Source organism: Streptomyces sp. NPDC005761 (assembly GCF_040630635.1).
Taxonomy (GTDB): Bacteria; Actinomycetota; Actinomycetes; order Streptomycetales; family Streptomycetaceae; genus Streptomyces.
Genome location: NZ_JBEXXX010000002.1, coordinates 170,954 through 194,493, shown reverse-complemented (window position 1 = coordinate 194,493; position 23,540 = coordinate 170,954). Strand labels below are relative to the sequence as shown.

Annotated in this window: 21 protein-coding genes and 1 tRNA gene; 15 read left to right on the top strand and 7 right to left on the bottom strand. The window is 69.5% G+C overall.

The genetic code is table 11. The features are described from left to right. Positions 1–8: 8 nt before the first annotated feature. Positions 9–1,472 carry an aminopeptidase P family protein gene (locus ABZ434_RS03010; RefSeq protein WP_359131663.1) on the top strand — a complete coding sequence of 488 codons (1,464 nt, stop codon included), beginning with the start codon at positions 9–11 and terminating at the stop codon, positions 1,470–1,472. A 41-nt stretch (positions 1,473–1,513) separates the two neighbouring features. Here ABZ434_RS03010 and ABZ434_RS03005 read toward each other — a convergent pair whose 3' ends face one another. Next, positions 1,514–2,077 carry an ATP-binding protein gene (locus ABZ434_RS03005; protein ID WP_359131662.1) on the bottom strand — a complete coding sequence of 188 codons (564 nt, stop codon included), beginning with the start codon at positions 2,075–2,077 and terminating at the stop codon, positions 1,514–1,516. A gap of 257 nt (positions 2,078–2,334) precedes the next feature. Here ABZ434_RS03005 and ABZ434_RS03000 point away from each other — a divergent pair, with 257 nt between their 5' ends. The 9 genes from ABZ434_RS03000 (at position 2,335) to ABZ434_RS02960 (ending at position 12,441) form a co-directional block, all read left to right on the top strand. After that, positions 2,335–3,138, top strand: a complete 804-nt coding sequence (locus ABZ434_RS03000) for a hypothetical protein (RefSeq protein WP_359131661.1) — start codon at positions 2,335–2,337, stop codon at positions 3,136–3,138. A 165-nt stretch (positions 3,139–3,303) separates the two neighbouring features. Further along, on the top strand, positions 3,304–4,047 hold the full coding sequence (locus ABZ434_RS02995; RefSeq protein WP_359131659.1) for a YcnI family protein: 744 nt from the start codon (positions 3,304–3,306) through the stop codon (positions 4,045–4,047). A gap of 50 nt (positions 4,048–4,097) precedes the next feature. Next, the gene (locus tag ABZ434_RS02990) at positions 4,098–4,751 is read left to right on the top strand and encodes an SCO family protein (RefSeq protein WP_359131658.1); all 654 of its coding nucleotides are present in this window, start codon (positions 4,098–4,100) and stop codon (positions 4,749–4,751) included. Then, the gene (locus tag ABZ434_RS02985) at positions 4,748–5,197 is read left to right on the top strand and encodes a copper chaperone PCu(A)C (RefSeq protein WP_359131656.1); all 450 of its coding nucleotides are present in this window, start codon (positions 4,748–4,750) and stop codon (positions 5,195–5,197) included. Before ABZ434_RS02990 ends, ABZ434_RS02985 begins: the two co-directional genes overlap by 4 nt. A gap of 14 nt (positions 5,198–5,211) precedes the next feature. Continuing rightward, positions 5,212–7,167 (top strand): copper resistance protein CopC, encoded by a 1,956-nt coding sequence (locus tag ABZ434_RS02980; RefSeq protein WP_359131655.1) that lies wholly within the window; start codon positions 5,212–5,214, stop codon positions 7,165–7,167. A 107-nt stretch (positions 7,168–7,274) separates the two neighbouring features. Continuing rightward, positions 7,275–8,522 (top strand): iron uptake transporter deferrochelatase/peroxidase subunit, encoded by a 1,248-nt coding sequence (efeB, locus tag ABZ434_RS02975; protein WP_359131874.1) that lies wholly within the window; start codon positions 7,275–7,277, stop codon positions 8,520–8,522. A gap of 145 nt (positions 8,523–8,667) precedes the next feature. Beyond that, the gene (gene pheA / locus ABZ434_RS02970; RefSeq protein ID WP_359131653.1) at positions 8,668–9,603 is read left to right on the top strand and encodes a prephenate dehydratase; all 936 of its coding nucleotides are present in this window, start codon (positions 8,668–8,670) and stop codon (positions 9,601–9,603) included. 754 nt (positions 9,604–10,357) lie between these two features. Continuing rightward, positions 10,358–11,647: a serine--tRNA ligase gene (gene serS, locus ABZ434_RS02965; protein ID WP_359131652.1), complete on the top strand. Its 1,290-nt coding sequence runs from the start codon at positions 10,358–10,360 to the stop codon at positions 11,645–11,647. Then, entirely contained in the window at positions 11,644–12,441 is a 798-nt protein-coding gene (locus ABZ434_RS02960) for an HAD family hydrolase (RefSeq protein ID WP_359131651.1), read from the top strand. Before serS ends, ABZ434_RS02960 begins: the two co-directional genes overlap by 4 nt. Positions 12,442–12,527: 86 nt before the next feature. Here ABZ434_RS02960 and ABZ434_RS02955 read toward each other — a convergent pair. From ABZ434_RS02955 to ABZ434_RS02935, 5 genes are all read right to left on the bottom strand, one after another. Then, a tRNA-Ser gene (locus ABZ434_RS02955) sits at positions 12,528–12,614 on the bottom strand. Between the two features lie 384 nt (positions 12,615–12,998). Next, positions 12,999–13,718 carry an ABC transporter permease gene (locus ABZ434_RS02950; protein ID WP_359131650.1) on the bottom strand — a complete coding sequence of 240 codons (720 nt, stop codon included), beginning with the start codon at positions 13,716–13,718 and terminating at the stop codon, positions 12,999–13,001. Between the two features lie 28 nt (positions 13,719–13,746). Then, positions 13,747–14,658 carry an ABC transporter ATP-binding protein gene (locus tag ABZ434_RS02945; RefSeq protein ID WP_359131648.1) on the bottom strand — a complete coding sequence of 304 codons (912 nt, stop codon included), beginning with the start codon at positions 14,656–14,658 and terminating at the stop codon, positions 13,747–13,749. After that, positions 14,655–15,563: an ABC transporter permease subunit gene (locus tag ABZ434_RS02940; protein ID WP_359131647.1), complete on the bottom strand. Its 909-nt coding sequence runs from the start codon at positions 15,561–15,563 to the stop codon at positions 14,655–14,657. The genes ABZ434_RS02945 and ABZ434_RS02940 overlap by 4 nt, the downstream gene beginning before the upstream one ends. Next, a complete protein-coding gene (locus tag ABZ434_RS02935) occupies positions 15,553–16,587 on the bottom strand; it encodes an ABC transporter ATP-binding protein (protein ID WP_359131646.1) in 1,035 nt (344 codons plus the stop codon). Before ABZ434_RS02935 ends, ABZ434_RS02940 begins: the two co-directional genes overlap by 11 nt. 253 nt (positions 16,588–16,840) lie before the next feature. On the opposite strand from ABZ434_RS02935, the gene ABZ434_RS02930 reads away from it, so the two are divergent. The 4 genes from ABZ434_RS02930 to ABZ434_RS02915 all read left to right on the top strand — a co-directional run bounded on the left by ABZ434_RS02930 (position 16,841) and on the right by ABZ434_RS02915 (position 21,131). Then, positions 16,841–17,692: a M24 family metallopeptidase gene (locus ABZ434_RS02930; RefSeq protein ID WP_359131645.1), complete on the top strand. Its 852-nt coding sequence runs from the start codon at positions 16,841–16,843 to the stop codon at positions 17,690–17,692. Further along, a complete protein-coding gene (locus tag ABZ434_RS02925; RefSeq protein WP_359131644.1) occupies positions 17,689–19,470 on the top strand; it encodes an SDR family oxidoreductase in 1,782 nt (593 codons plus the stop codon). Before ABZ434_RS02930 ends, ABZ434_RS02925 begins: the two co-directional genes overlap by 4 nt. After that, the gene (locus ABZ434_RS02920) at positions 19,467–20,438 is read left to right on the top strand and encodes a MerR family transcriptional regulator (RefSeq protein ID WP_359131641.1); all 972 of its coding nucleotides are present in this window, start codon (positions 19,467–19,469) and stop codon (positions 20,436–20,438) included. Before ABZ434_RS02925 ends, ABZ434_RS02920 begins: the two co-directional genes overlap by 4 nt. A gap of 150 nt (positions 20,439–20,588) precedes the next feature. Continuing rightward, positions 20,589–21,131 (top strand): RNA 2'-phosphotransferase, encoded by a 543-nt coding sequence (locus ABZ434_RS02915; RefSeq protein ID WP_359131640.1) that lies wholly within the window; start codon positions 20,589–20,591, stop codon positions 21,129–21,131. A gap of 215 nt (positions 21,132–21,346) precedes the next feature. Here the strand turns inward: ABZ434_RS02915 and ABZ434_RS02910 are convergent, their stop codons facing one another. Further along, positions 21,347–22,309: an LLM class flavin-dependent oxidoreductase gene (locus ABZ434_RS02910; protein ID WP_359131639.1), complete on the bottom strand. Its 963-nt coding sequence runs from the start codon at positions 22,307–22,309 to the stop codon at positions 21,347–21,349. 249 nt (positions 22,310–22,558) lie between these two features. On the opposite strand from ABZ434_RS02910, the gene ABZ434_RS02905 reads away from it, so the two are divergent. Then, positions 22,559–23,425 (top strand): HAD hydrolase family protein, encoded by an 867-nt coding sequence (locus ABZ434_RS02905; protein WP_359131638.1) that lies wholly within the window; start codon positions 22,559–22,561, stop codon positions 23,423–23,425. Positions 23,426–23,540 lie beyond the last annotated feature (115 nt).

Genomic DNA, 23,540 nt, shown 5'->3' with positions numbered 1-23,540 from the left:
GACAAGTCGTGTCTGAGGAGCTCACCCCGGAGAACCCGGAGACCGAAGAGACCGAGCCGGTCAAGCAGCGGAAGAACGGCCTGTACCCGGGCGTCTCCGATGAGCTCGCCGCGAGCATGAAGTCCGGATGGGCCGACACCGAGCTGCACGGCCTCGAGCCGATCGCCCAGGCCCGGCACACCGCCGACCGCCGCGCCGCACTGTCGGCGCGCTTCCCCGGCGAACGGCTGGTCATCCCGGCCGGCCGGCTGAAGACCCGGTCCAATGACACCGAGTACGCCTTCCGCGCCTCCACCGAGTACGCGTACCTCACCGGCGACCAGACCCAGGACGGCGTCCTCGTCCTGGAGCCGAAGGACGAGGGCCACGAGGCGACCGTCTACCTGCTGCCGCGCTCCGACCGGGAGAACGGCGAGTTCTGGCTCGACGGCCAGGGCGAGCTGTGGGTCGGCCGCCGGCACTCCCTGACGGAGGCCGAGAAGCTGCTCGGCATCCCGGCGAAGGACGTCCGCGAGCTGCCCGCCGCCCTGACCGAGGCCACCGGCCCGGTCCGAAACGTCCGCGGTCACGACGCCGGCATCGAGGCCGCGCTCACCGACAAGGTCACCGCGGAGCGCGACGAGGAACTGCGCGTCTTCCTCTCCGAGGCACGTCTGGTCAAGGACGCCTTCGAGATCGCGGAGCTGGCGAAGGCCTGCGACATCACCGCCCGCGGCTTCGAGGACGTCGTGAAGGTCCTCGACAAGGCCGAGGCGACGAGCGAGCGCTACATCGAGGGAACGTTCTTCCTTCGTGCCCGCATCGAGGGCAATGACATCGGCTACGGCTCGATCTGCGCCGCCGGCCCGCACGCCACCACCCTGCACTGGGTACGCAACGACGGCGCGGTGCGCTCCGGCGAACTGCTGCTGCTCGACGCGGGTGTGGAGACCAACGACCTCTACACCGCCGATGTGACCCGCACGCTTCCCATCAACGGCACGTTCACGCCGCTGCAGCGCAAGATCTACGACGCGGTGTACGAGGCGCAGGAGGCCGGCATCGCCGCGGTGAAGCCCGGCGCCGGGTTCCGCGACTTCCACGACGCCGCACAGCGCGTCCTCACCGAGAAGCTCGTCGAGTGGGGCCTGCTCGGCGACCGGACCGTGGACGAGGTCCTGGAGCTGGGACTGCAGCGCCGCTGGACACTGCACGGCACCGGTCACATGCTCGGCATGGACGTCCACGACTGCGCGGCGGCGCGGACCGAGTCGTACGTCAACGGCACGCTGGAGCCCGGCGTGTGCCTCACCGTGGAGCCCGGCCTCTACTTCCAGGCGGACGACCTGACCGTTCCCGAGGAGTACCGCGGCATCGGCGTCCGGATCGAGGACGACATCCTCGTCACCGAGGACGGAAACCGGAACCTCTCGGACAAGCTGCCGCGGCAGGCCGACGAGGTCGAGGCGTGGATGGCCCGGCTCAAGGGCTGACCGTCCTGCCCGTCGGACGGACGGCGTGAAGGGCGCCCTGCTCAGGACACCATGAGCAGGGCGCCCTCCCGCCATTTCAGGACCTTGTCGAAACTCACCACCGCGCCACCGCGCCCCGGCCGGTTGCCGAAGTGGACGTGATCGGCGAGCTCCTCGATGAGGCAGAGCCCTCGCCCGTCCTCGGCGGTGAGCGGCGGGTACTCGGCGTACTGAGGTGGGTACTGCTGCTTCGATTCGTAGGGCTGCTCTGTCTCGTGCTGCTGTGCGGCGGTGCGAAGTGCGCGCCTCGCGGGGAACCCCGGTCCGGAATCGGCTACTTCGATACGGCATTTCTCGCCGTCCAGATACGCGGTGACCCGGTACTGCCCGCAGGCAGCACCGGACGGCTCCTCCCAGGACTCCCAGTTCTCCGCAACCTCGCCCTGGTCCTTGTGGGCCCCGCCGTGTTCCACCGCGTTGGCACAGGCTTCACTCAGGGCGAGCGACAGATCGAAGGAAATGTCCGGGTCCACGCCCGCTGATTCCATCGTGCCGAGCAGGAACCGACGGGCGAGCGGAACGCTCGCAGCTTCGCGCCGCAAATGGAGTGACCACCAGATGCTCATGCTCCAGCCTCCTGGCTGCGGCTCGACATACCGATACGTATTGCCGCTCGAGGCCGGTTGTAAGCACGGGCGGGGTGTGAGACCGCTCATTCGGCGGATACCCGCGCTCGCCACACCTGTGCATCCCCGGCCCACAGAACCGTTCTGCCCCGTCAGTAACCGGTCCGAACGACCCGGGTCCCACTCATTCGGGCGGAAGACGACCTTCCGGACCTGCCGTACGAGGGCAAGGGGTGCAGTGGGATGATGTCCCGGCCATGACTACGTCTGTGGGACGCGCCGGAGCCGGTATGCGGCTGCTGAGGGCCGCGGTGTTCGCCGCGGTCTGTGTCGCGTTGTCCGCAGCCGGGCACGCGCTCGCCGCCTGCGCGACCGTCCCCTGGTGGACCCTGCTCGCGGGATTCCTGGGGATCCTCGCGGTGACGGCCCCCCTCGCCGGACGCGAACGCTCACTGCCGTCCATCGCCGCCGCCCTCACCGGCGGCCAGCTCGTCCTGCACACGCTCTTCGGCGTGGGTACGCACACCGCATCGCCCCGGGTACCGGCCGGCGAGGACGCGCTCATCCAGGTCGCGGCGAAGCTCGTCTGCGGTGCCGGGCCCGACGGGCTGAACGCCGCGGACGCCCACCGCATCGTCACCACCGCGGGCATCGACCCGACATCGGTGACCGGGCAGGCCCATCAGCACGTGGTGGCCGCCCCCTCCGCCGACGCGGCCGGCCTTGCCGGGATGCTGCCGGACCTTCCCATGGTGCTCGGTCACCTGCTGGCCGCCCTGGCTGCCGGCTGGCTGCTGCGGCGTGGCGAGGTCGCCCTGTTCCGCCTCGCCCGGCTGTCGGCGCACGGCGCCCAGCAGGTGGCGGCCGGGGCCCGGCTGCGGGCGTTGCGCGCCGCGCTCGTCCTCGTGGCCGCTCTGCGCGCAGGCCTTCCGGGCGGGCCGACGACTGGACCGCGCATCTCCCCCACTGCCATGGACGCACCGGCCCCGGCCACCGGGGATCCCTTGCAGCACATGGTGATCAGGCGCGGGCCGCCCTGCGTATTCACCCTCGCAGCCTGACGCGACGCCCTCCACGCGATGCCCGCGCGACCCATGCCACGCACCCCCGCGGTGCCGGTACGGCCCTCGTGCGCACGCCGCTCGTGAGGAAGCGGTGTCGCGATCCGGTCGTGCACCCGCGCGCCGGAGCACCCTTCCTTCGTCATCTGTGGAGTGATCCCTGCCATGAACGTTTCCCGCATCGCCCTCGCCGGCGGCGTCGCCGCGTCCACCGTTCTGATCCTCGCCGGTACGGCCTCCGCCCACGTCAGCGTCCAGCCGCAGGGCGAGGCCGCCAAGGGCGGTTACGCAGTCATCAACTTCAAGGTGCCCAACGAGCGCGACAACGCCTCGACGACCAAGCTCGAAGTCAACTTCCCGGCCGACCACCCGCTGGCGTCCGTCATGCCGCAGCCCGTGCCCGGCTGGGACATCAAGGTGACCAAGAGCAAGCTGGCCAAGCCGCTCGACATGCACGGCAAGAAGATCAACGAGGCCGTCTCCAAGGTCACCTGGACCGCGGACGGCAGCAAGATCGAGCCCGGTCGTTTCCAGCAGTTCCCGCTCTCGGTCGGCCAGCTCCCGGAGGACGCCGACCAGCTGGTGTTCAAGGCCATCCAGACGTACGACAACAAGGAGGTCGTGCGCTGGATCGAGGAGCAGAAGGACGGTGCCGAAGAGCCCGAGAGTCCTGCTCCGGTCCTCAAGCTGACCGCCGCCACCGGCGACGCACACGGCGCCGCCGCCGCCTCCGGCTCGGACTCCACCGACAAGGACGCCGCGGCCGACCACTCCAAGGACGAGCAGACCACGGCCTCTGCGTCCTCCTCCAGTGACACCACGGCGCGCGTGCTCGGCATCGTCGGCATCGTCATCGGCGTAGCGGGAGTCGCCTTCGGCGTCCTGGCCGGACGCCGCCGTACCGCCTGATCACCCCCAGGTCCCACCCGTTACACCGACCCACCAGGAAACAGAGCTCCATGGTTAAGAAGTCTGTGCTGGCCGCGGCGCTCGTCGCCGCGGCCGCGCTCACCCTGTCCGCCTGCGGCGGCAGTGACAACGACAGCAAGAAGCCGATCGCCGACGTCTCGGTGGAGGCGAAGACCCAGGCCGCGACGGTGCTCGATCAGCCGTTCACCAAGCCGAATATCGTCCTGACCGACACTCACGGCAAGAAGTACGACCTGCGCGAGCAGACCAAGGGCAAGCCGACACTCATCTACTTCGGCTACACCAACTGCCCCGACGTCTGCCCGCTCATCATGAGCAACATCGCGATCGCCAAGAAGTCCCTCCCCAAGGCCGACCAGGAGAAGCTCCAGGTCGTCTTCGTCACCACCGACCCGGAGCGGGACACCCCGGCATCGCTGGGCACCTGGCTCAAGTCCCAGGACCCCTCCTTCATCGGTCTCACCGGTGACTTCCCGACCATCCAGGCGGGCGCCCGGCAGATCGGTATCGGTATCGACGCACCGAAGAAGGAGAAGGACGGCACGGTCGTCTCGATGCACGGCTCCCAGGTCATCGCCTTCTCCCCGAAGACCGACAAGGGGTACGTGCTCTACAGCGAGGACACCACGCCCGAGGACTACACCAAGGACCTCCCCAAGATCGTCAAGGGGGAGAAGCCGTGAACCGCCGCACCACCCTCGCCGGCGTCCTGGCCCTTTCCACGGGTCTGACGCTGGCGGGGTGCTCGTCCTCGGACGGCGAACCGGAGCTGAAGGTCATGGGGGCGTTCATGCCGCAGCCCGTCAACGACATGGCCGCGGCCTTCCTCGTCGTACGGAACAACGGCGGCACCTCCGACCGGCTCACCTCGGTCACCAGTCCGCTCTCGGACGACGTCACGATCCACGAGACGAAGAACCAGGCCATGCGCATGGTGACGTCCTTCGACGTACCCGCGGGCGGTGAGCTGGATCTGGAACGCGGTGGAAACCACATCATGTTCATGAAGCTCAAGCAGCAGCCCAAGCAGGGCCAGACGGTGTCCGTGGAACTGCACTTCGAGAAGGCCGGCCCCCTCAAGGTCGACCTTCCCGTGAAGGAGACCACCCACAACCCGAAGAAGCAGTGAGGGACTGACACACCATGACAGCCACCGCCCCGCCCTTCGGGCGCTCCCCGTCCGCATCCGCCGCGCGCCGGCCGTTCGCCGTGGCCGGGTTCCTCGCTGCCCTGGCCGGCGTGGTGTTCGGACTGCTGCTGGCCGTCGCGGGCCCCGCGTCGGCGCACGCAGCGCTCACCGGAAGCGACCCGCAGGACGGGGCGGTGGTCGCCGCCGCACCCAAGGAGGTCACGCTCACCTTCTCCGAGCAGGTCGCCATGGGGGAGGGCTCCATCCGCGTCCTCGACCCCGCCGGAAAGCGCGCGGACACCGAGGGCGCCCCGCGTGATCTGCACAGCGGCTCCACCGTGAAGTACGGCGTCTCTCTGCACACCGGGCTGCCCGACGGTACGTACACGGTCGCCTGGCAGGCCGTCTCCGCCGACAGCCACCCCGTCTCCGGAGCTTTCACCTTCTCCATCGGCGCACCCTCCGAGACCACTGTCGCCCTCCCGGACGACGAGGCCGGCGGCGGTCTGGTCGGCACGCTCTACGGCATCGCCCGCTACGCCGCGTACGCCGGTTTCATCGTGCTCGCGGGCGGCGCCGCGTTCGTGCTGGCCTGCTGGCAGCGCGGGGCGGGCGCCCGTCCGCTGCAACGCCTCGTCGTCCGCGGCTGGATGACCCTCACCGCGGCCACGATCGTGATGCTGCTGCTGCGCAGCCCGTACACCGGTTCCGGAGAACTGGGCGACGCCTTCGACCTCGACGGCCTGAAGGCGGTGCTGGACACCAAGCCCGGCGCCGCGCTGGTCTCGCGGCTGCTGCTGCTCGGAGCCAGTGCGCTGTTCATCGCGGTGCTGTTCGGGACGTACGCGAAGCGCGAGGACGAACGCGAGAAGAAGGACCTCACCTTCGGTCTCGCCATCGGCGGTGCGGTGATCGCCGCCGGGATCGCCGGGACCTGGGCCCTCGCCGAACACGCGTCGACCGGGATCCAGCCCGGTATCGCCATGCCCGTCGACGTGCTTCACCTGCTGGCCGTCGCGGCCTGGCTGGGCGGGCTCACCGCCCTGCTGGTCGCGCTGTACCGCACCCCCGGCATCACCGTCGGCGCGGTACGCCGCTTCTCCCGGATCGCGTTCATCAGCGTGCTCGTCCTCACCGCGACCGGGATCTACCAGTCCTGGCGTCAGGTCGGCTCCTGGTCCGCGCTGACCGGCACCGGATACGGGCAGCTGTTGCTCGTGAAGGTGGGGCTCGTCGCCGTCCTCGTCGGCGTCGCCGGGATCTCGCGCCGGTGGACCGCCCGCCTGGCGACGGGCGGAGGTCCGGACGCGCCTGTCGAAGCCGGCACCGAAGGCGCGGACACAAAGGAGGACGCGGCCGACGCGGAACCTGCGCAGGCGGCTGCCCCCGAGGATCCCGCACGCGCCGCCCAGCTCGCGCGGCAGCAGGCCGCCGTGGCGACCGCGGAGAAGAAGCGGATACGTGACGCCGACCCCGACCGGTCCGGCCTGCGCCGCTCGGTGCTGGCCGAAGTGGGGGTCGCGGTGGCGCTGCTGGCGGTGACCACCATCCTGACCTCGACCGAGCCCGGTCGTACCGAGGAGGAGGCGGCGCGCTCGTCGGCACCGGCCGCCGCGCCGGCGGCAAGCGGCCCCGTCACCCTCACCCTCCCCTTCGACACCGGCGGCGAGAACGGCAGAGGCACGGTCCGCATGGACCTGGACCCCGGGCGCACCGGAGCCAATGTGGTGCACCTCTGGATCGACGACATCGACGGGAAGGCCATGGAGGTCCCCGAAGTGAAGCTCGCCTTCACCCTGAAGTCCAAGGACATCGGACCCCTGCCGGCCGTCCCCGTACGGTTGACCGAGGGCCACTGGACCTCCACCGGAGTCCAGATCCCGATCGCGGGCAACTGGAACGTCGCGGTCACGGTGCGGACCTCGGACATCGACCAGATCACGGTCGACAAGAACGTGAAGATCGGCTGAGCAGGACCGTGAGCGGAAACCGGACAGACAGCACAGACACGTCGAACAGCCCAGGCAGCCGGAGCAAGCGCCCGGGCGCCGACGCCGACGCACCTTCGACCGGCGCGATCTCCCGGCGGCGGTTGCTCGGTACCGCAGGAGCGGCCGGTGCCACCGGCCTCGTCCTCGGCGCGGCCGGCGGCGCCACCGGCTACGCCGCGACCCGGGACGAGGCGCCGGCCGCGCTGACCTCGGTGGGCTCCACCGAGGTGATGTTTCACGGGAAACATCAACCGGGGATCACCACTCCGCTTCAGGCGCGCGGCCACCTCATCGCCTTCGACCTGGCCCCCGGCGCCGGACGCAAGGAGGCGGCGGCCCTGATGCGCCGCTGGTCGGCCGCGGCCCAGCGGCTGATGGCCGGTGAACCCACCACCGGGGGAGCGGCGGACGGCACGGGGCACGACACCGGCATCGCGCTGGACGCCGGGCCGTCCTCGCTGACCGTCACCTTCGGCTTCGGCGCCACCTTCTTCGAACGGACGGGCCTGACGGGTCGCCGTCCGCCCGGGCTCGACCCGCTGCCACCGTTCTCCGCCGATCACCTCGACGCCCGTCGGTCCAACGGCGACCTCTGGGTGCAGATCGGCGCCGACGACGCACTCGTCGCCTTTCACGCGCTGCGGGCCCTGCAGAAGGAGGCCGCTTCGACGGCCACCGTGCGCTGGCAGATGGACGGCTTCAACCGCACACCCGGCGCCACCGCGAAGCCGATGACCGCGCGCAATCTCATGGGACAGATCGACGGAACCGGAAACCCCCAGCCGGCCGACAGCGACTTCGATCAGCGCGTCTTCGTTGCGGCGGGCGGTAGCGACACCTCGTACGACTGGATGGCGGGCGGCTCGTACGCGGTCGTCCGGCGGATCAGGATGCTGCTCGACGACTGGGAGAAGCTCCCGGTGGAACACCAGGAACGGGTCATCGGGCGGCGCAAGACGGACGGTGCGCCGCTCAGCGGCGGTACCGAGGCCACCGAGATGGACCTGGACAAGGCGGGCCCCGACGGCAAGTTGCTGATCCCCGACAACGCTCACGCCCGCATCTCCTCCCCCGAGCGCAACGGCGGAGCCGCCATGCTGCGGCGCCCGTTCTCCTACCACGACGGCATCTCCTCGGACGGCTCCCCGGACGCCGGGCTGCTGTTCATCTGCTGGCAGGCGGATCCGCTGCGCGGCTTCGTCACCGTGCAGCGCAAACTCGACCGGGGCGACGCGCTGTCACCGTTCCTCCGCCACGAGGCGAGCGGGCTGTTCGCGGTGCCGGGCGGCGCGGCGCCCGGCGAGTACGTGGGGCAGCGGCTCCTGGAGTCGTAGAAACTTTCGTCCGGACCCGGCGAGCCCGACATGATCCGGACGGATGGTCCTGGGCCGCAGCGGCGCTGCGGGGCCGCCGTCCACGGTGGGGTGGGGCCGGCCGGTACGCGAACGCCGTGCGGCCCCGGCGCATTAGGGTGACGGTATGTCCGCCACGCGCTACGCCTATCTCGGCCCCGAAGGCACCTTCACCGAGGTCGCCCTCCGTACGCTCCCGGAAGCCGCCACCCGCGAACTCGTACCGATGGTCTCCGTCCCGGCGGCGCTAGACGCGGTGCGCAACGGCACGGCCGCCGCGGCGCTCGTACCGATCGAGAACTCCGTCGAGGGCGGGATCACCACCACGCTCGACCAGCTGACCAGCGGCGAACCGCTGATGATCTACCGCGAAGTGCTGCTCTCCATCACCTTCGCCCTGCTCGTGCGTCCTGGCACCGAGCTGTCCGACGTCAAGACGGTCACCGCACACCCGGCCGCGCAGCCGCAGGTCCGCAACTGGATGGCCGCTCATCTTCCCGAAGCCGTGTGGGAGTCGGCGGCATCCAACGCGGACGGCGCCCGGCTCGTACAGGAGGGGCGGTACGACGCCGCCTTCGCCGGGGAGTTCGCGGCGGCGACCTACGGGCTCAAGCCACTGGTGACCGAGATCCATGACGCGGAGAACGCCCAGACCCGTTTCGTACTGGTCGGCCGCCCGGCCCGGCCGGCGGCCCCGACCGGGGCGGACAAGACGTCCGTGGTCATCTGGCTCGGTGACGACCACCCCGGCGCGCTGCTCGAACTTCTCCAGGAGTTCGCGGTGCGCGGGGTGAACCTGATGCTGATCCAGTCCCGGCCGACGGGTGCGGGCATCGGCAATTACTGCTTCGCGCTCGACGCCGAAGGCCATATCTCCGACCGCCGGGTCGGCGAGGCCCTGATGGGGCTCAAGCGAATCTGCCCGAAGGTGCGGTTCCTCGGCTCCTATCCGCGGGCCGGCGTGACTCCGGCGGACGTACGGCCGTTGCGAGCGGGCACGTCGGATGCGGAGTTCACGGAGGCCTCTGACTGGCTGGCCCGGAATCGGGACGGTCGGGCCTGACTGGTCCGGGACCGGGACGGCAATCGGGACGGTCGGGCCTGACTGGTCCGGGACCGGGACGGTAACCGGGACGGTCGGACCTGACTGTCACCGCCCGCTCTGCGACCCTCCCGCCCGCTCGCCCGACCGGCGCCGCGCTTCTACGCATGTGGTCGGCGGCTGCGCGTCCGCGCATGCAGCCGACCGCCGTCCGTCCGCCCATACCGCCGGTGCGATCAGCGGATAGTCACCGGCGAACAAGTTATCCACAGGGGCAGCCCTCGACCTGGGGACAAGTCGACACCGCAACGCGACATGGTCGACAAATCTTCCCACCTCGCTCAGATCGACCCACAGGCTCACGGGTCGGCAGTTGTCACCTAAATTCCATTGATCAACTCTTTAGGGCGAGGAATTCCCACCCGAACGAGCGTGTGAAGTGGGTTTGAACCGTGAATCCATGAGCCGGCATGCGGCTTTCGGAATGATCTCCTCCATGTCCACAGACCTTCCACACAGCCTGTGGATAACTTTGACCGCCCGCACATTCCTGTGGACAAGCAGCGACCAACTCCCCAGCCGGGCAAGGCCGATGCATCAAGGCGCGAAACCCTTCTGCCCCATATAGGGGAATAGGACCCTTTTCCCAGCCCCACCCCTCCACACCCGCCACGGATTACGCTTCCAGCATTCCCAATACCGGCAATTCGGGCAAAGTGACACGCTTGGCAATATCGGTTCGAGCTAGCGAAGCAGGCACCGGTAGCCTGGAGGGGTGATTGACCTTCGCCTGCTTCGTGAGGACCCCGACCGTGTTCGCGCCTCCCAGCGCGCCCGTGGAGAGGACGTCGCCCTCGTCGACGCCCTGCTCTCCGCCGACGAACGGCGCAGGTCGTCCGGGGTTCGGTTCGACGAACTCCGTTCCGAGCAGAAATCGCTCGGCAAGCTCATCCCCAAGGCCTCCCCGGAGGAGCGCGCCGAGCTCCTGAAGAAGGCCGAGCAGCTCAAGACCGACGTCAAGGCGGCCGACGCGGCACAGGACGAGGCCGACGAGGAGACCAAGCGCCTGCTGCTGCAGCTCGGCAACATCGTCCACACGGACGTGCCGGTCGGCGGCGAGGAGGACTTCGTCGTCCTGGAGACGCACGGCACCATCCGCGACTTCGGTGCCGAGGGCTTCGAGCCCAAGGACCACCTGGAGCTCGGCGAGTCGCTCGGCGCGATCGACATGGAGCGCGGCGCCAAGGTGTCCGGGTCCCGCTTCTACTACCTGACGGGCGTCGGCGCGCTGCTGGAGCTCGCCCTCGTCAACGCGGCGATCGCCCAGGCCACCGAGGCCGGCTTCATCCCGATGCTCACCCCCGCGCTGGTCCGCCCCCGCGCCATGGAAGGCACCGGCTTCCTCGGCCAGGCCGCGGCGAACGTGTACCACCTGGAGAAGGACGACTACTACCTGGTCGGCACCTCCGAGGTACCGCTCGCCGCGTACCACATGGACGAGATCATCGACGCGGACAAGCTGCCCCTGCGGTACGCGGGCTTCTCCCCGTGCTTCCGCCGCGAGGCGGGTACGTACGGCAAGGACACCCGTGGCATCTTCCGGGTCCACCAGTTCGACAAGGTCGAGATGTTCTCCTACGTCGACCCGGCGGAGGCCGAGGCCGAGCACCAGCGCCTCCTGGACTGGGAGAAGCAGTGGCTCACCGCGCTCGGGCTGCCCTTCCAGGTGATCGACGTCGCCACCGGCGACCTGGGCGCCTCGGCCTCCAGGAAGTTCGACTGCGAGGCGTGGATCCCGACCCAGGGCAAGTACCGCGAGCTGACCTCCGCGTCCAACTGCGACAGCTTCCAGGCACGTCGGCTGTCCGTCCGGATGCGGGACAACCGCGACGGCAAGAAGGTCCTGAAGCCGCTGGCCACGCTGAACGGCACGCTGTGCGCCGTACCGCGGACCATCGTGGCGATCCTCGAGAACCACCAGCTCGCCGACGGTTCGGTACGCGTGCCCGAGGTGCTCCGTCCGTACCTGGGCGGGCGTGAGCTGCTGGAGCCGGTCGCCAAGTGACCTTTCCCTACAAGCTCGTCGCGACCGACCTCGACGGCACGCTGCTGCGTGACGACGACACGGTCTCCGAGCGCACGCGCGAGGCACTGGCCGCGGTGACCGCGGCCGGTGCTGCGCACATCATCGTCACCGGCCGTGCCGTCCCGTGGACCCGGCACATCCTGGACGACCTGGGCTACGACGGACTTGCGGTCTGCGGCCAGGGCGCGCAGGTCTATCACGCCGGCGAGCACAAGCTGTTGACCTCGCTGACGCTGGACCGGCAGCTGGCCGGCCTGGCGCTCTCCAAGGTCGAGGCCGAGGTCGGTCCGCTGGCGCTGGCCGCAAGCCGTGACGGGCTCGACGGCGAAGTGCTGGTCGGCCCCGGCTACCGCGTGCAGGAGGGCCCGCTGCCGGCCGTCCTCGTGGAGGACCCGGCCGAGATGTGGTCGGCCCCGCTGAACAAGGTCTACATACAGCACCCCGATCTCGACGACGACGCGCTGGCGAAGGCCGCGCGGGCAGCGGTCGGCAATCTGGTGGACGTCGTCATGGCGGGTCCTGGCGTGGTGGAGATCCTGCCGCTGGGGCTCAGCAAGGCCACCGGTCTCTCGCTGGCCGCGCGTCGGCTGGGCGTGAAGGCGGCGGACACGATCGCCTTCGGTGACATGCCGAACGACATCCCGATGTTCGCCTGGGCACGCCACGGTGTGGCCATGGCCAACGCGCACGAGGACCTGAAGGCCGTCGCCCAGGAGATCACCGCTTCGAACGAGAACGACGGCATCGCCGTGGTGCTGGAGCAGTTGCTCTAGACGGCCGCCTCGGTGCTGGGTCAACTCTCCGGAGGCCAGGTGCCGGCTGTCCCGGGCGTACTACGCGCGGGACCGGGTGTTCGAGGCGGAGGATGCGCGGATCGAACGCGCGCGGGGTTACGGCCCCGACGACGGCTTAGCAAGCCGCTGCCTTACCACTCGGCCAATCCTCCGGGAGGCGGCCGCGCGCGATGCGCGGGACGGCCGCCCGGGCGCGCTGCGGGAGCGGTGGCGAAGCAGTCGCTGACTACTCCGGTGCCGGCTCGGGCACGCCCTGCTGGGAGCTCGACGGACTCGGACTCTCGGTCATCGCCGCGCTCCTCTCCCGGTCGGTGGTGCCGTTCCCGGCGTTCCGTACCGACAACTGTGCCGTGCCCCGGTGCCCGGTGCCACTCAATTACGGGCAGCACCGGACACCAGGGCGTCGACGCGCCCCATCTGTTCGACACGCATCGTGAACAACGCACGGATGAACTCACGTGTGCGGATATCACTGTCCTGAATGCGACGACCCCCGTCCGATGGACGGGGGTCGTCGCACGAGACCGAGCGCTTCCTCACTCCTCGCCGGCGAGCTTCAGCGTCCGTAGCTTCTGACCGGCGTACCAGGTCGCCACCACGGTGACGACCACCAGCAGCACCGTCGCGACCGGCAGACCGACGTCGGAGGTGATCGCGCCACCCCCGCCGATCTTCTCCGCCAGCGCCAGGGACCACTGCTGCACGCTGAGCGTGCGCGCACCGGGCACGAGACTGCCGAAGAGGGCCTCCCAGACAAGCGCGTAGACGAGTCCGAGGACGACCGCGTGCCGGCTGACCGTCCCGAGCAGCAGGAACAGCGCGCTGTAGGCGACCGAGGCGACCAGCGCCGCGATCGTGTACGCCACCGCGATCTGCTGGCCGTTGCCGTTGAGGACCAGGCCGGCGATCAGGGTCGGCACGGCCGAGAACACCATCGTCACCGCGATCGCCACAATCAGCTTGGTGAAGATGATCGTCGGCCGCTTCACCGGTTTGGCCAGCAGATAGACGATCGAGCCGTCGTCGATCTCGGGCCCGATGGCTCCCGTACCCGCGATCACACCGATCAGCGGCACCATGGTGGCGATGGCGAATCCGCCCAGCACGTCCGAGGCCACCTGGTCGTCCGCTCCGGCGAACATCCTTACCGCCACCGCGATGACGATCAGAAGCGCTGGCAGGACGAAGAGGATGGCGGCCCGGCGCCGGCCGAGCAGGGCCCGGTAGGTGAGCCGGGCGACTGTGGGGTCGTACATGACGTCACAGCTCCTTTCAGGCCACTACTCAGGCCGCTACGAGATAGGAAAAGACCGATTCGAGGGACTCGTCGGACGGCGAGACGGTCAGCAACCGGATGCCCTGATCGCGTGCCACCTTCGGCAGCAGCGTGGTGAAGCGTCCGAAGTCGACGGCCTGGATGCGCAGCGCGTTCTCACCGAGGTCGACCTCGATGCCGGCCGTCGAGGGGTCGGCGATGAGGGCCGCCGCCAGGGCACGGTCGTCGCTCGACCGTACGAGATAGCGGTGCGGACGGTCCGTCATCAGACGACGGATCCTGCGGAAGTCGCCGGAGGCGGCGTGGCGCCCTGCCACGATCACCTCAATGTGCGAGGCGAGCTGCTCGACCTCTTCGAGGATGTGGGAGGAGAAGAGAACCGTGCGTCCCTCCGACCCCATCCGTCGCAGCAGATCCATCAGCTGCATCCGCTGGCGCGGGTCCATTCCGTTGAACGGCTCGTCGAGCAGCAGCACCGAGGGGTTGTGGACCAGCGCGGAAGCCATCTTCACGCGCTGGCGCATGCCCTTGCTGTACGTGGAGATCTTGCGGTCCTGCGCGTACTCCATCTGGACCGTGGCCAGTGCGGCTGCCGCCTCGGCGCCCCCCAGGCCGTGCAGTTCGGCGTTGGCCACGACGAACTCGCGTCCGGTCAGGAAGTCGTACATCCCCTCCCGCTCGGGCACGATCCCGATCTGCCGGTAGACGGTCTCGTTGCGCCAGATCGCCTGGCCGTCAAGTGTGACCGTGCCCGTCGACGGGGCGAGAAATCCGGCCATCATGTTGATCAGTGTGGACTTGCCGGCGCCATTGGGGCCGAGCAGACCGGTGACCCCCGGGCCCACGGTCATGCTCACGTCGTTGACGGCGACCACGTTGCCGAACCAGCGGGAGGTGTGGTCGATCTCGATGGTGGTCACAGCCCGACCCTCCGGTAGCGGCGCATCAGTACGGCGTACGAGCCGGCGACGAGCGCGAGAACAACGATCAGATAGACCACGCCGGCCCCGGCCCCCGGGCCTTCCCCGCCGGGGAAGGCGGAGTCCGCACCGAGGAACGCGGTCTGCACACCGTCGATGAGCGTGATCGGGGAGAAGAGCCCCAGCCAGGGCACGGCGCCGGTGGACCCCGTGTCCCAGGCGATGCCCTGGATCGTGCTGACCGCGCCGTACGTGATCGTCAGTACGGCGATCACCGCTGCCACACCGAAGCCGCGCCGCGGGGTGAGCGCCGCCATCACGAGGCCGAGACCGGCGAAGAGAACGGACAGCAGTGCCACCGACACCATCCCCTGGGCGAACCACTTGGTCTGGTCGGCGAAGTCGAACTTCCCCAGCAGCGCGCCCACGTACAGGATGACGAGCGGTGCCGCGGTGAGGACGAAGAGCGCGGAGACCATCGCGGCGAACTTCGCCAGGACGTAGTCGTTCCGCTCGATCGGCCGGGAGAAGTAGAGCGGGATGCTCTTGAACCGGAGGTCCCTGGAGACCGACTGCGGTGCCTGCGCGGCGATGAACAGACCGATGACCGCCTGCAGGTAGATCGCGAACCTGGTGTACTTGATCGGCAGCTGCGTCGTGTTGGGAGTGGCGATGGCGAGTGCCACGATGACCGCCGCGACCAGGCACATCACGCCGAACAGCAGCATGGGCAGCACCTTGGACTTGGTCGATCGGCCGAGCCCGAAGGAGCCTCGCAGCGACTGCGAGTAGAGCGAGCGGCGAGCGTAGGCACGGCCCAGCCGCGGGCCGTCGTAGGCTCGGTATCCGATGTTGTGGATCCGGGAGGTCTCGCTCCCGGTCGCGGCGCCGGTCTCAGTGCTCATCGCGACCGCTCCCCTTCTGCTGTACGGTCCCGGCGGCCACGGACGCGGTTTGCGCCTCGGGATGTGCTGCCGGTGCCTCTTCGGTACGGAAGACCTCGGAGATGTGGTGGCGGCGCTGTTCCATCCGCACGAGGCCGAGCCCGAGGCCGGCGACGCTGTCACGGACGAGGTCGTACGTCTCGTCGCCGGTCGCCTCGATCAGCAGGATGTGGCCGGCCCCGGGCAGCCCTTGCGCGTCGAGCCCGTCGAGTCCGACCAGCTGGATCCCCGCGCCGGTGAGCGCCTTGCGCAGCGCGTCGGTCCCGTCGGGGTGGGTGTCGCTGTCGGTGACCTCGACAGCGAGCGTCGTGGTGGTCTGGGTGAAGTCGCTGGTGGAGCTGGAGCGCAGCAGTGATCCCCCGTCGATGACGACGACGTGGTCGCAGGTGCGTTCCAGCTCGCCCAGGAGGTGGGAGGTGACGAGGACCGAGATGCCGAAGTCGGTGTGGATCCGCCGGATCAGGCCGAGCATCTCGTCGCGGCCGACCGGGTCCAGTCCGTTGGTCGGCTCGTCGAGGAGTACCAGCTGCGGGTCGTGGACCAGCGCCTGGGCCAGCTTCACGCGCTGCTTCATGCCGGTCGAATAGCCGCCGATGGGCCGGTAGCGCTCCTCGTACAGGCCGACGTGCCGCAGCGTGTCCGCGGTGCGTTCGCGGGCCGCGGTCGGCGGGAGTCCGGACATCCGCGCCATGTGGACGACGAATTCGGTGGCCGACACGTCGGGCGGCAGGCAGTCGTGCTCGGGCATGTAGCCGACCCGTTCCCGGATGGCGGCTCCGCTGGTCGAGACGTCGAGCCCGAGCACCGCGGCCCGGCCCTCGGTCGCGGGGGACAGACCCAGCAGGATCTTGATCAACGTGGACTTGCCGGCTCCGTTGGCGCCCACCAGTCCGGTCACACCGGGGCCGATGTCCAACGAGAGCCGGTCAAGCGCGGTCACCCGGGGGAACCGCTTACTCAGGCTTTCGGTCGCAATGACTGTCACGTCAACGACGGTAGTGGCGCAGACCACATCGGTCGTCAGACCTGACGGCTGGATTCCCGTCAGCCTCCAGATGTACGGGCCCGTAGGGGGACCCCATGAAGGAGGACCACCTCACGGAACGACATCCGGACCGGCCGCCCGCGGACTTGTCCACAGGCGCGGCACACCCCTTGACGTAGCCGCCGGACATTGTCACATTCATCAGTGTCACGTTACGGGCACGTACCGCACACGGCAGGGAACGGACGGTGGCATGGCCTCGCGCGTCAAGGACGAACGGGACCCGCAGCTCCAGGGGTTCAGGGAAGTGCAGCGACTGGCGTACGCCTGCGCGGAAGCCGTCGCCGCTCGTCTCGAACCGGGAGTGACGGAGCGCGAGGCTGCCCGGATGCAGCGCGACTGGCTGTGTGAACGAGGGGTGCGCGACTGGTTCCACCTCCCGTTCGCCTGGTTCGGGGACCGCACGGCGTTCACCGGGTTCAAGGTGCCGCTGCAGTTCTTCCCGACCGGTCGGCGGCTGGAGCCGGGGATGCCTTTCATCCTCGACATGGCCCCGGTGTACAAGGGGTTCACGGCGGACATCGGATACTCAGGCTCCCTGGGCCCCAACCCGCTGCATGACCGGCTGCTCACCGACCTGGAGGCGCACCGAGCGCTGATCCTGCGCGAGGTGCGCGAGCGACGGCCGCTGCGAGAGATCTACGAGCACGTCGACTGCCTGATGATCAGGCAGGGTTACGCGAACCGGCACCGCGCCTACCCGTTCGGGGTCGTCGCCCACAAGGTCGGCCGAGTCGCCGAACGGCGTTGGTCACCGCAGGTGTTCGGGTTCGGGACGCAGTCGCTCAAAGGGCTGCTGAGCGATGTGGTGCACGGGCACAGGGACGGCTGGTCGCCGCTCTGGAGTCCGTACCGCTTCTCGGACCATCCCCCGCAACCGGGTCTGTGGGCGGTCGAGCCACACCTGGGATTCCGGGGCACGGGTGCGAAGTTCGAGGAGATTCTGGTCGTCACCGACTCGCGGGATCCCGAGCAGAGCGCCTTCTGGCTGGACGATGACCTGCCGCATGTGCGGCGCTGGGCCGAGGAGAGGGTGGCGGCGTGAGTCTGCGAAATCTGCCGGGAGCACGCGAGCGCCGCGTGACCACGGGCGGGATCGACCTGTGTGTCGTCGAACTGGGTGACACGGCGCTGCCCACGATCGTGCTGGTGCACGGTTATCCGGACAGCAAGGAGGTCTGGACGCAGGTCGCCCGGCAACTTGCCGAACAGTGGCACGTCGTTCTGTACGACGTACGCGGACACGGCAGGTCGACGGCTCCGGTGCCGCTGCGCGGCGGGTTCACGCTGGAGAAGCTGACCGACGACTTCCTGGCCGTCGTCGACGCGGTGAGCCCGGACCGGCCGGTGCACGTGGTCGGGCACGACTGGGGTTCCGTGCAGGCCTGGGAATTCGCCACGGTCAGCCGCACCGAGGGACGTATCGCCTCCTTCACCTCGATGTCCGGTCCTTCGCTGGACCACTTCGGGCACTGGATCAAGCAGCGGATGTCCCGGCCCACCCCACGCCGGGTGGGCCAGTTGCTGGGGCAGGGCGCCAAGTCCTGGTACGTGTACATGCTGCACACTCCGGTGCTGCCGGAGCTCGCCTGGAGGGGGCCGCTCGGAAAACGGTGGCCCCGCATCCTGGAGCGGCTGGAGAAGGTGCCGCCGGGCGACTACCCGACACCCTCCCTGCCCGACGATGCGGCCCACGGGGCCTGGCTCTACCGGGACAACGTCCGCTCCCGGCTGCGCAGACCGCGCGCCGACGCGTTCGCGCACGTCCCGGTCCAGCTGATCACTCCGACCGGCGACATATTCCTCTCGGAGCAGCTCTACGACGGACTCGACGCCTGGGTCCCGCAGTTGACGCGACGCTCGCTGCCCGCCAAGCACTGGGTCCCGCGGACCAGGCCGGACCAGTTGGCTTCCTGGATCGGCGAGTTCGTCGCAGCCAACGAGGCGGCTCTGCAAAGCGGTGAACCCGTGCGGGAGACCGCACCGAAGGGGGCGTACGCGGCCCGGTTCGGCGGGCAGCTCGTCCTGGTGACGGGTGCGGCCGGCGGGATCGGTCGGGCCACGGCCTTCGCGTTCGCCGAGGCCGGCGCACGAGTCGTGGCCGTGGACCTCGACGCGGAAGGGGCAAGCCGGACCGCCGAGCTGGCCCGGTTGATCGGTGCCCCGGCCGCCTGGGCCGAAGCGGTCGACGTCGGCGACGAGCAGGCCATGGAGAAGCTGGCCGCGAAGGTCGCCGCCGAGTACGGCATCGTCGATGTGCTCGTCAACAACGCGGGTATCGGGATCTCCGGTTCGTTCCTGCAGACGACCGCCGAGGAGTGGAAACGCGTTCTGGACGTCAATCTGTGGGGCGTCATCCATGGCTGCCGGCTCTTCGGCAAGCAGATGGCCGACCGCGGACAGGGTGGCCACATCGTCAACACGGCCTCGGCGGCCGCGTATCAGCCGTCACGTGCGCTGCCCGCGTACAGCACGTCAAAGGCGGCCGTGCTGATGCTCAGCGAATGCCTGCGCGCCGAGCTGGCCGAGAAGTCGATCGGGGTCAGTGCGATCTGCCCCGGCATCGTCAACACGAACATCACCGCGACCACGCGCTTCGCCGGGGCGGACCCGGCGGAGGAGGAGCGGCTGCAGAAGCGGACGAGCAAGCTGTACGGGATGCGCAACTATCCGCCGGAGAAGGTCGCCGACGCGATCCTCAGGGCGGTCGTGCGCAACCAGGCCGTCGTTCCGGTGACACCCGAGTCCCATGCCGCCCGGTTCCTGGCCCGGCTCAGCCCGGGTGCGCTGCGCGGGCTCGCCCGGCTGAAGCCGCCGCTGTGAGCGCCGACGGGCCGTCGGCGGCCGGCCGGACATCCGCCGAGTACCGCATCGAGGACCTGGCTCACGCCAGCGGCGCCACGGTGCGCACCATCCGCGCCTATCAGGACCGCGGGCTGCTGCCGACCCCGGAGCGGCGCGGCCGGGCCAACGTCTACCGGGACACCCATCTCGCCCGGCTCCGGCAGATCGCGGACCTGCTGGACCGGGGCTACACCCTGGCCAGCATCAAGGAGTTGCTGGAGGCCTGGGACACAGGACGCGGTCTGGGCGGTGTGCTGGGGCTCGTCGCCGAGGTGCACGGGCCGTGGACGGACGAGCGGTCCGATCGCCTCACCCGCGCGGAACTGGAGGCCAAGTTCGGCGGACGCCCCGACGACGAGGCAGTTGCCGAGGCTTTGGAGCTCGGGGTGCTCGAACGGATCCCGGGACGGGACGACGAGTTTCTTGTCCCGAGCCCACAGGAGCTGACAGTGGCAGTGGAGTTGTACGGGGCCGGGGTTCCGCTGAGCGCAATCTCCGGTCATCTGCGGGAGCTTCGCAGTCAGGTCGAGCAGATAGCCTCCCGTTTCCTGGAGTTCACGACGGAGCACGTCTTCGCCCGGTATCTGGGCCACCGTCCACCGACCGATGCGGATGCGGCCGAGGCGGCCTCGATGGTTCGCCGGCTCCGCCCCCTGGCCCAGCAGACGGTGGACGCCGAACTCGCCCGCGCGATGCGGACGTTCGCGACCCGTCATCTGGAACAGCACCTCTCGGCCGAGGGTCCTTTCACACCCCGGCTCGTCGAGCCTCCACCGGTGCCGGTCGCGCTACCGGCCCGGACCATCAGTGCTGTGGAGAGCCTGGTTGGGCGCAAGGACACCGCATCGTTCATTGCGGCCGCCACCGAACGGGAGGTGCAAACAAGGGCATTGGATGCACTGGCCCCATCTAGCCCCAAAGGAACAATAGTTGACCAAATGGGCTGATTCACAAAGGGCTTGTCCACAGGATCGCCAAATAGCCTGTGGATAACTTGAGTTGGCTGTGGATCAAACCTGTAGGGAAAAAATTCCGAGTGAACGCAGGAGTCGGAATTTCGGATGCGCCGGACAGGGCGCCACGGGCAGGCTGTCCGGATGGATGAAAGACGCGCCGTCAAGGTGTCCAAATACCTCTCGAAACACCTCCGGCATCAGCCCGAACGGATCGGCCTCACGCTGGACGCCAATGGCTGGGTGGCAATCGACGAACTACTGCGGGCCGTAGCCCGCCACCATTTCCCGCTCACCCGCGCCGAACTGGACCTCGTCGTCGCCTCCAACGACAAGCAGCGCTTCGCCATCGAGGGCGACCGGATCCGGGCGAGCCAGGGGCACTCCGTCGAGGTGGACCTGGGCCTGCCGCCCGCCGACCCGCCCGCGTACCTCTATCACGGCACCGTCGGCCGGTCCCTGGACGCGATCCGCGGCGAAGGACTGCGTCCGATGAACCGCACTCACGTGCACCTCTCGCCCGACCGCGAGACGGCGACCCGCGTCGGCGCCCGCCGCGGCCGTCCAGTCGTCCTGACGGTGGACGCGGGTGCCATGCACCGGGAGGGACACGTCTTCCACGTCAGCGCCAACGGGGTCTGGCTCACCGCCGCCGTACCCCCCAACTTCCTGTGCCTGCCCGGCTGACGCGGTCACCCGCGCCCCCGCCCCTTCCGGGCGCTGCGCAGGTGCCGGCCGCTAAGGGCTGTCCCGCAATTCCTGGTGGATCAGCGCGCGGCGTCAGATGCGGTGCATCGCAAGGCGGAGAGGCGCCCGCATACTGGATGTATTCGGGCGTTTCGACAACGCGGCGAGGTGCCGTAGCTGTCGTCGTGCGCCCGCCAGGAATTGCGGGACGGCCCTTAGCCCCCGAGCTGCGAAAGCGCCTGCGTCGCGATCTGCTCGAACAGCTTCTCGTCTGCCACCGCAGCGGAGAACTCGGGGCTGCCCTCGGGCACCGGTGCGTGGATCACGATCTCGGTGAAGCCGAGCTCCGCGTACCTGCCCGCGAAGTCCACGAACGCGTCCACGGATGAGAAGGGCCCGCCGCGGCCCCCGACGGAATCCGGGTTGAACTCCGGCGTGAAGCCGGTGAGCAGGATCTTGTCGAGCTCGTCCACGTCCCTGTCGCTCGCGGCACAAGCCTTGCCCAGCCTGGCAACCTGGCCACGGACGGCGTCGAGCGACTCCGCCGCACTGCCCGCCTCGTACAGTTTCGGATCCCCCGTGGTCACCCACGCCTGTCCGTACTGCGCGGCAAGCCTGAGCCCGCGCGGCCCCGTCGCGGCGACGGCGAACGGCAGCCGCGGCAGCTGCGCGCAACCCGGAACGTTTCTGGCCTCGTCGGCCGTGTAGAACTCACCCTCGACCGTCAGGCCGGCCGGCTCACGGAGCAGTCCGTCCAGCATCGGAACGAACTCGCCGAACCGGTCCGCCCGCTCGCGCGGGGTCCAGGGCTGCTCGCCACGCGGCAGGAGGGTCGTCGCGTCGAAGCCGTTGCCACCTGCCCCGATGCCCAGCGTGACGCGGCCGCCCGAGATGTCGTCGAGCGAAATGAGCTCCTTGGCCAGGGTGACCGGGTGCCGGAAGTTCGGCGAGGTCACGAGCGTCCCCAGCCTCAGGCGCGAGGTGGCGCAGGCGGCCGCCGTCAGGGTGGGGAGGGCGCCGAACCACGGCCGGTCGCGGAAGGCGCGCCATGCCAGGTGGTCGTAGGTGTACGCAGCGTGCAGGCCGAGTTCCTCGGCGCGCTCCCACTGCGAGCGTCCGCCCTCGTGCCAGCGGCGTACGGGCAGGATGACAGTGCTGAGGCGCAGAGGGGTGGTCATGGCTCCAGAGTTTACGGTGGCCACCGGGGGCCCCGCCTTCTCCGCCGTGAGACCTGACGGGGCGCCGGAACCCCTGAGCCGGGCGGCGGGGCAGCCTGTCGGCGCGTCCCGTGGAGCGGCCTCGTAGAGAACACAGCCCGGGAAAACCCCCGACATATGCCAGAGGAATGTTCCCCTGCTCAGGGGCGTACGCACTCAAATGTGCGCCCCTGCGCACGCCCGTGCACCCTCGTACGCGAGAATGGACCGGTGACCTCAGCTACCGAACAGCCCGTTCCTGCCGCTCCCCGGCTGATCGCCACCGATCTGGACGGCACCCTGCTGCGCGACGACAAGACCGTCTCGGACCGCACGGTGGCAGCTCTCGCCGCTGCCGAGGAGGCCGGGATCGAGGTCTTCTTCGTCACCGGCCGACCCGCCCGTTGGATGGATGTCGTCAGCGATCACGTGCACGGCCACGGCCTGGCGATCTGCGCCAACGGAGCCGCCGTCGCCGACCTGCACGCCGGCGGCAGGCTGCTGAAGGTACGGGCCCTTGAGCGGCCGACCGCACTCGACGTCGTGCACACGCTCCGCGCTGCCGCCCCCGGCACCTCGTTCGCCGTCGAGCTGGCCACAGGCATCCACTACGAACCGGCCTACCCGCCCTTCCATCTCGACCCGGGCGCGACGGTGGCCGTCGCCGAGAAGCTGCTGCACGAAGAGGTGCCGGGGACAGGGGCCCCGGTGCTCAAGCTCCTGGCCCACCACGGCCAAATGGCCCCGGACGACTTCCTCGCCCTGGCGCGCGGGGCAGCGGGCGACCGGGCGTCCTTCACCCGGTCCAGCCCGACGGCGCTCCTGGAGGTCAGCGGGCCCGGTGTGTCCAAGGCCAGCACGCTGGAGCTGTGCTGTGCCGAGCGCGGCATCTCCGCCGCCGAGGTCGTCGCCTTCGGCGACATGCCGAACGACGTGGAGATGCTGAGCTGGGCGGGTACGTCCTACGCGATGGGCAACGCGCACCCGGCCGCCCTGGCAGCCGCCTCGGGCCGCACGGCCACCAACAACGAGGACGGTGTCGCGGTCGTCATCGAGCGGATCATCGCCGAACGAGCCCGCCTCCGCGTGGATCTCTGAGGGGACGCACCGCCCGGGGGTGGAGCGCTGAGGGGACGAGCCGCCTGGCGTGAAGCGCTGAGAGGACCGCACCGCCTCCGCCTCCGCGTGAAGCGCCGAGTAACGGCTCCCCGCC

Excerpts from the sequence above, each read along its gene's own strand:
- ABZ434_RS02950 (WP_359131650.1), bottom strand. The coding sequence starts at position 13,718 with ATGTACGACCCCACAGTCGCCCGGCTCACCTACCGGGCCCTGCTCGGC.
- ABZ434_RS03000 (WP_359131661.1), top strand. The coding sequence starts at position 2,335 with ATGACTACGTCTGTGGGACGCGCCGGAGCCGGTATGCGGCTGCTGAGG.
- ABZ434_RS02910 (WP_359131639.1), bottom strand. The coding sequence starts at position 22,309 with ATGACCACCCCTCTGCGCCTCAGCACTGTCATCCTGCCCGTACGCCGC.
- ABZ434_RS02940 (WP_359131647.1), bottom strand. The coding sequence starts at position 15,563 with ATGAGCACTGAGACCGGCGCCGCGACCGGGAGCGAGACCTCCCGGATC.
- ABZ434_RS02980 (WP_359131655.1), top strand. The coding sequence starts at position 5,212 with ATGACAGCCACCGCCCCGCCCTTCGGGCGCTCCCCGTCCGCATCCGCC.
- pheA (WP_359131653.1), top strand. The coding sequence starts at position 8,668 with ATGTCCGCCACGCGCTACGCCTATCTCGGCCCCGAAGGCACCTTCACC.
- ABZ434_RS02990 (WP_359131658.1), top strand. The coding sequence starts at position 4,098 with ATGGTTAAGAAGTCTGTGCTGGCCGCGGCGCTCGTCGCCGCGGCCGCG.
- ABZ434_RS02915 (WP_359131640.1), top strand. The coding sequence starts at position 20,589 with ATGGATGAAAGACGCGCCGTCAAGGTGTCCAAATACCTCTCGAAACAC.
- ABZ434_RS02995 (WP_359131659.1), top strand. The coding sequence starts at position 3,304 with ATGAACGTTTCCCGCATCGCCCTCGCCGGCGGCGTCGCCGCGTCCACC.
- ABZ434_RS02930 (WP_359131645.1), top strand. The coding sequence starts at position 16,841 with ATGGCCTCGCGCGTCAAGGACGAACGGGACCCGCAGCTCCAGGGGTTC.
- ABZ434_RS03005 (WP_359131662.1), bottom strand. The coding sequence starts at position 2,077 with ATGAGCATCTGGTGGTCACTCCATTTGCGGCGCGAAGCTGCGAGCGTT.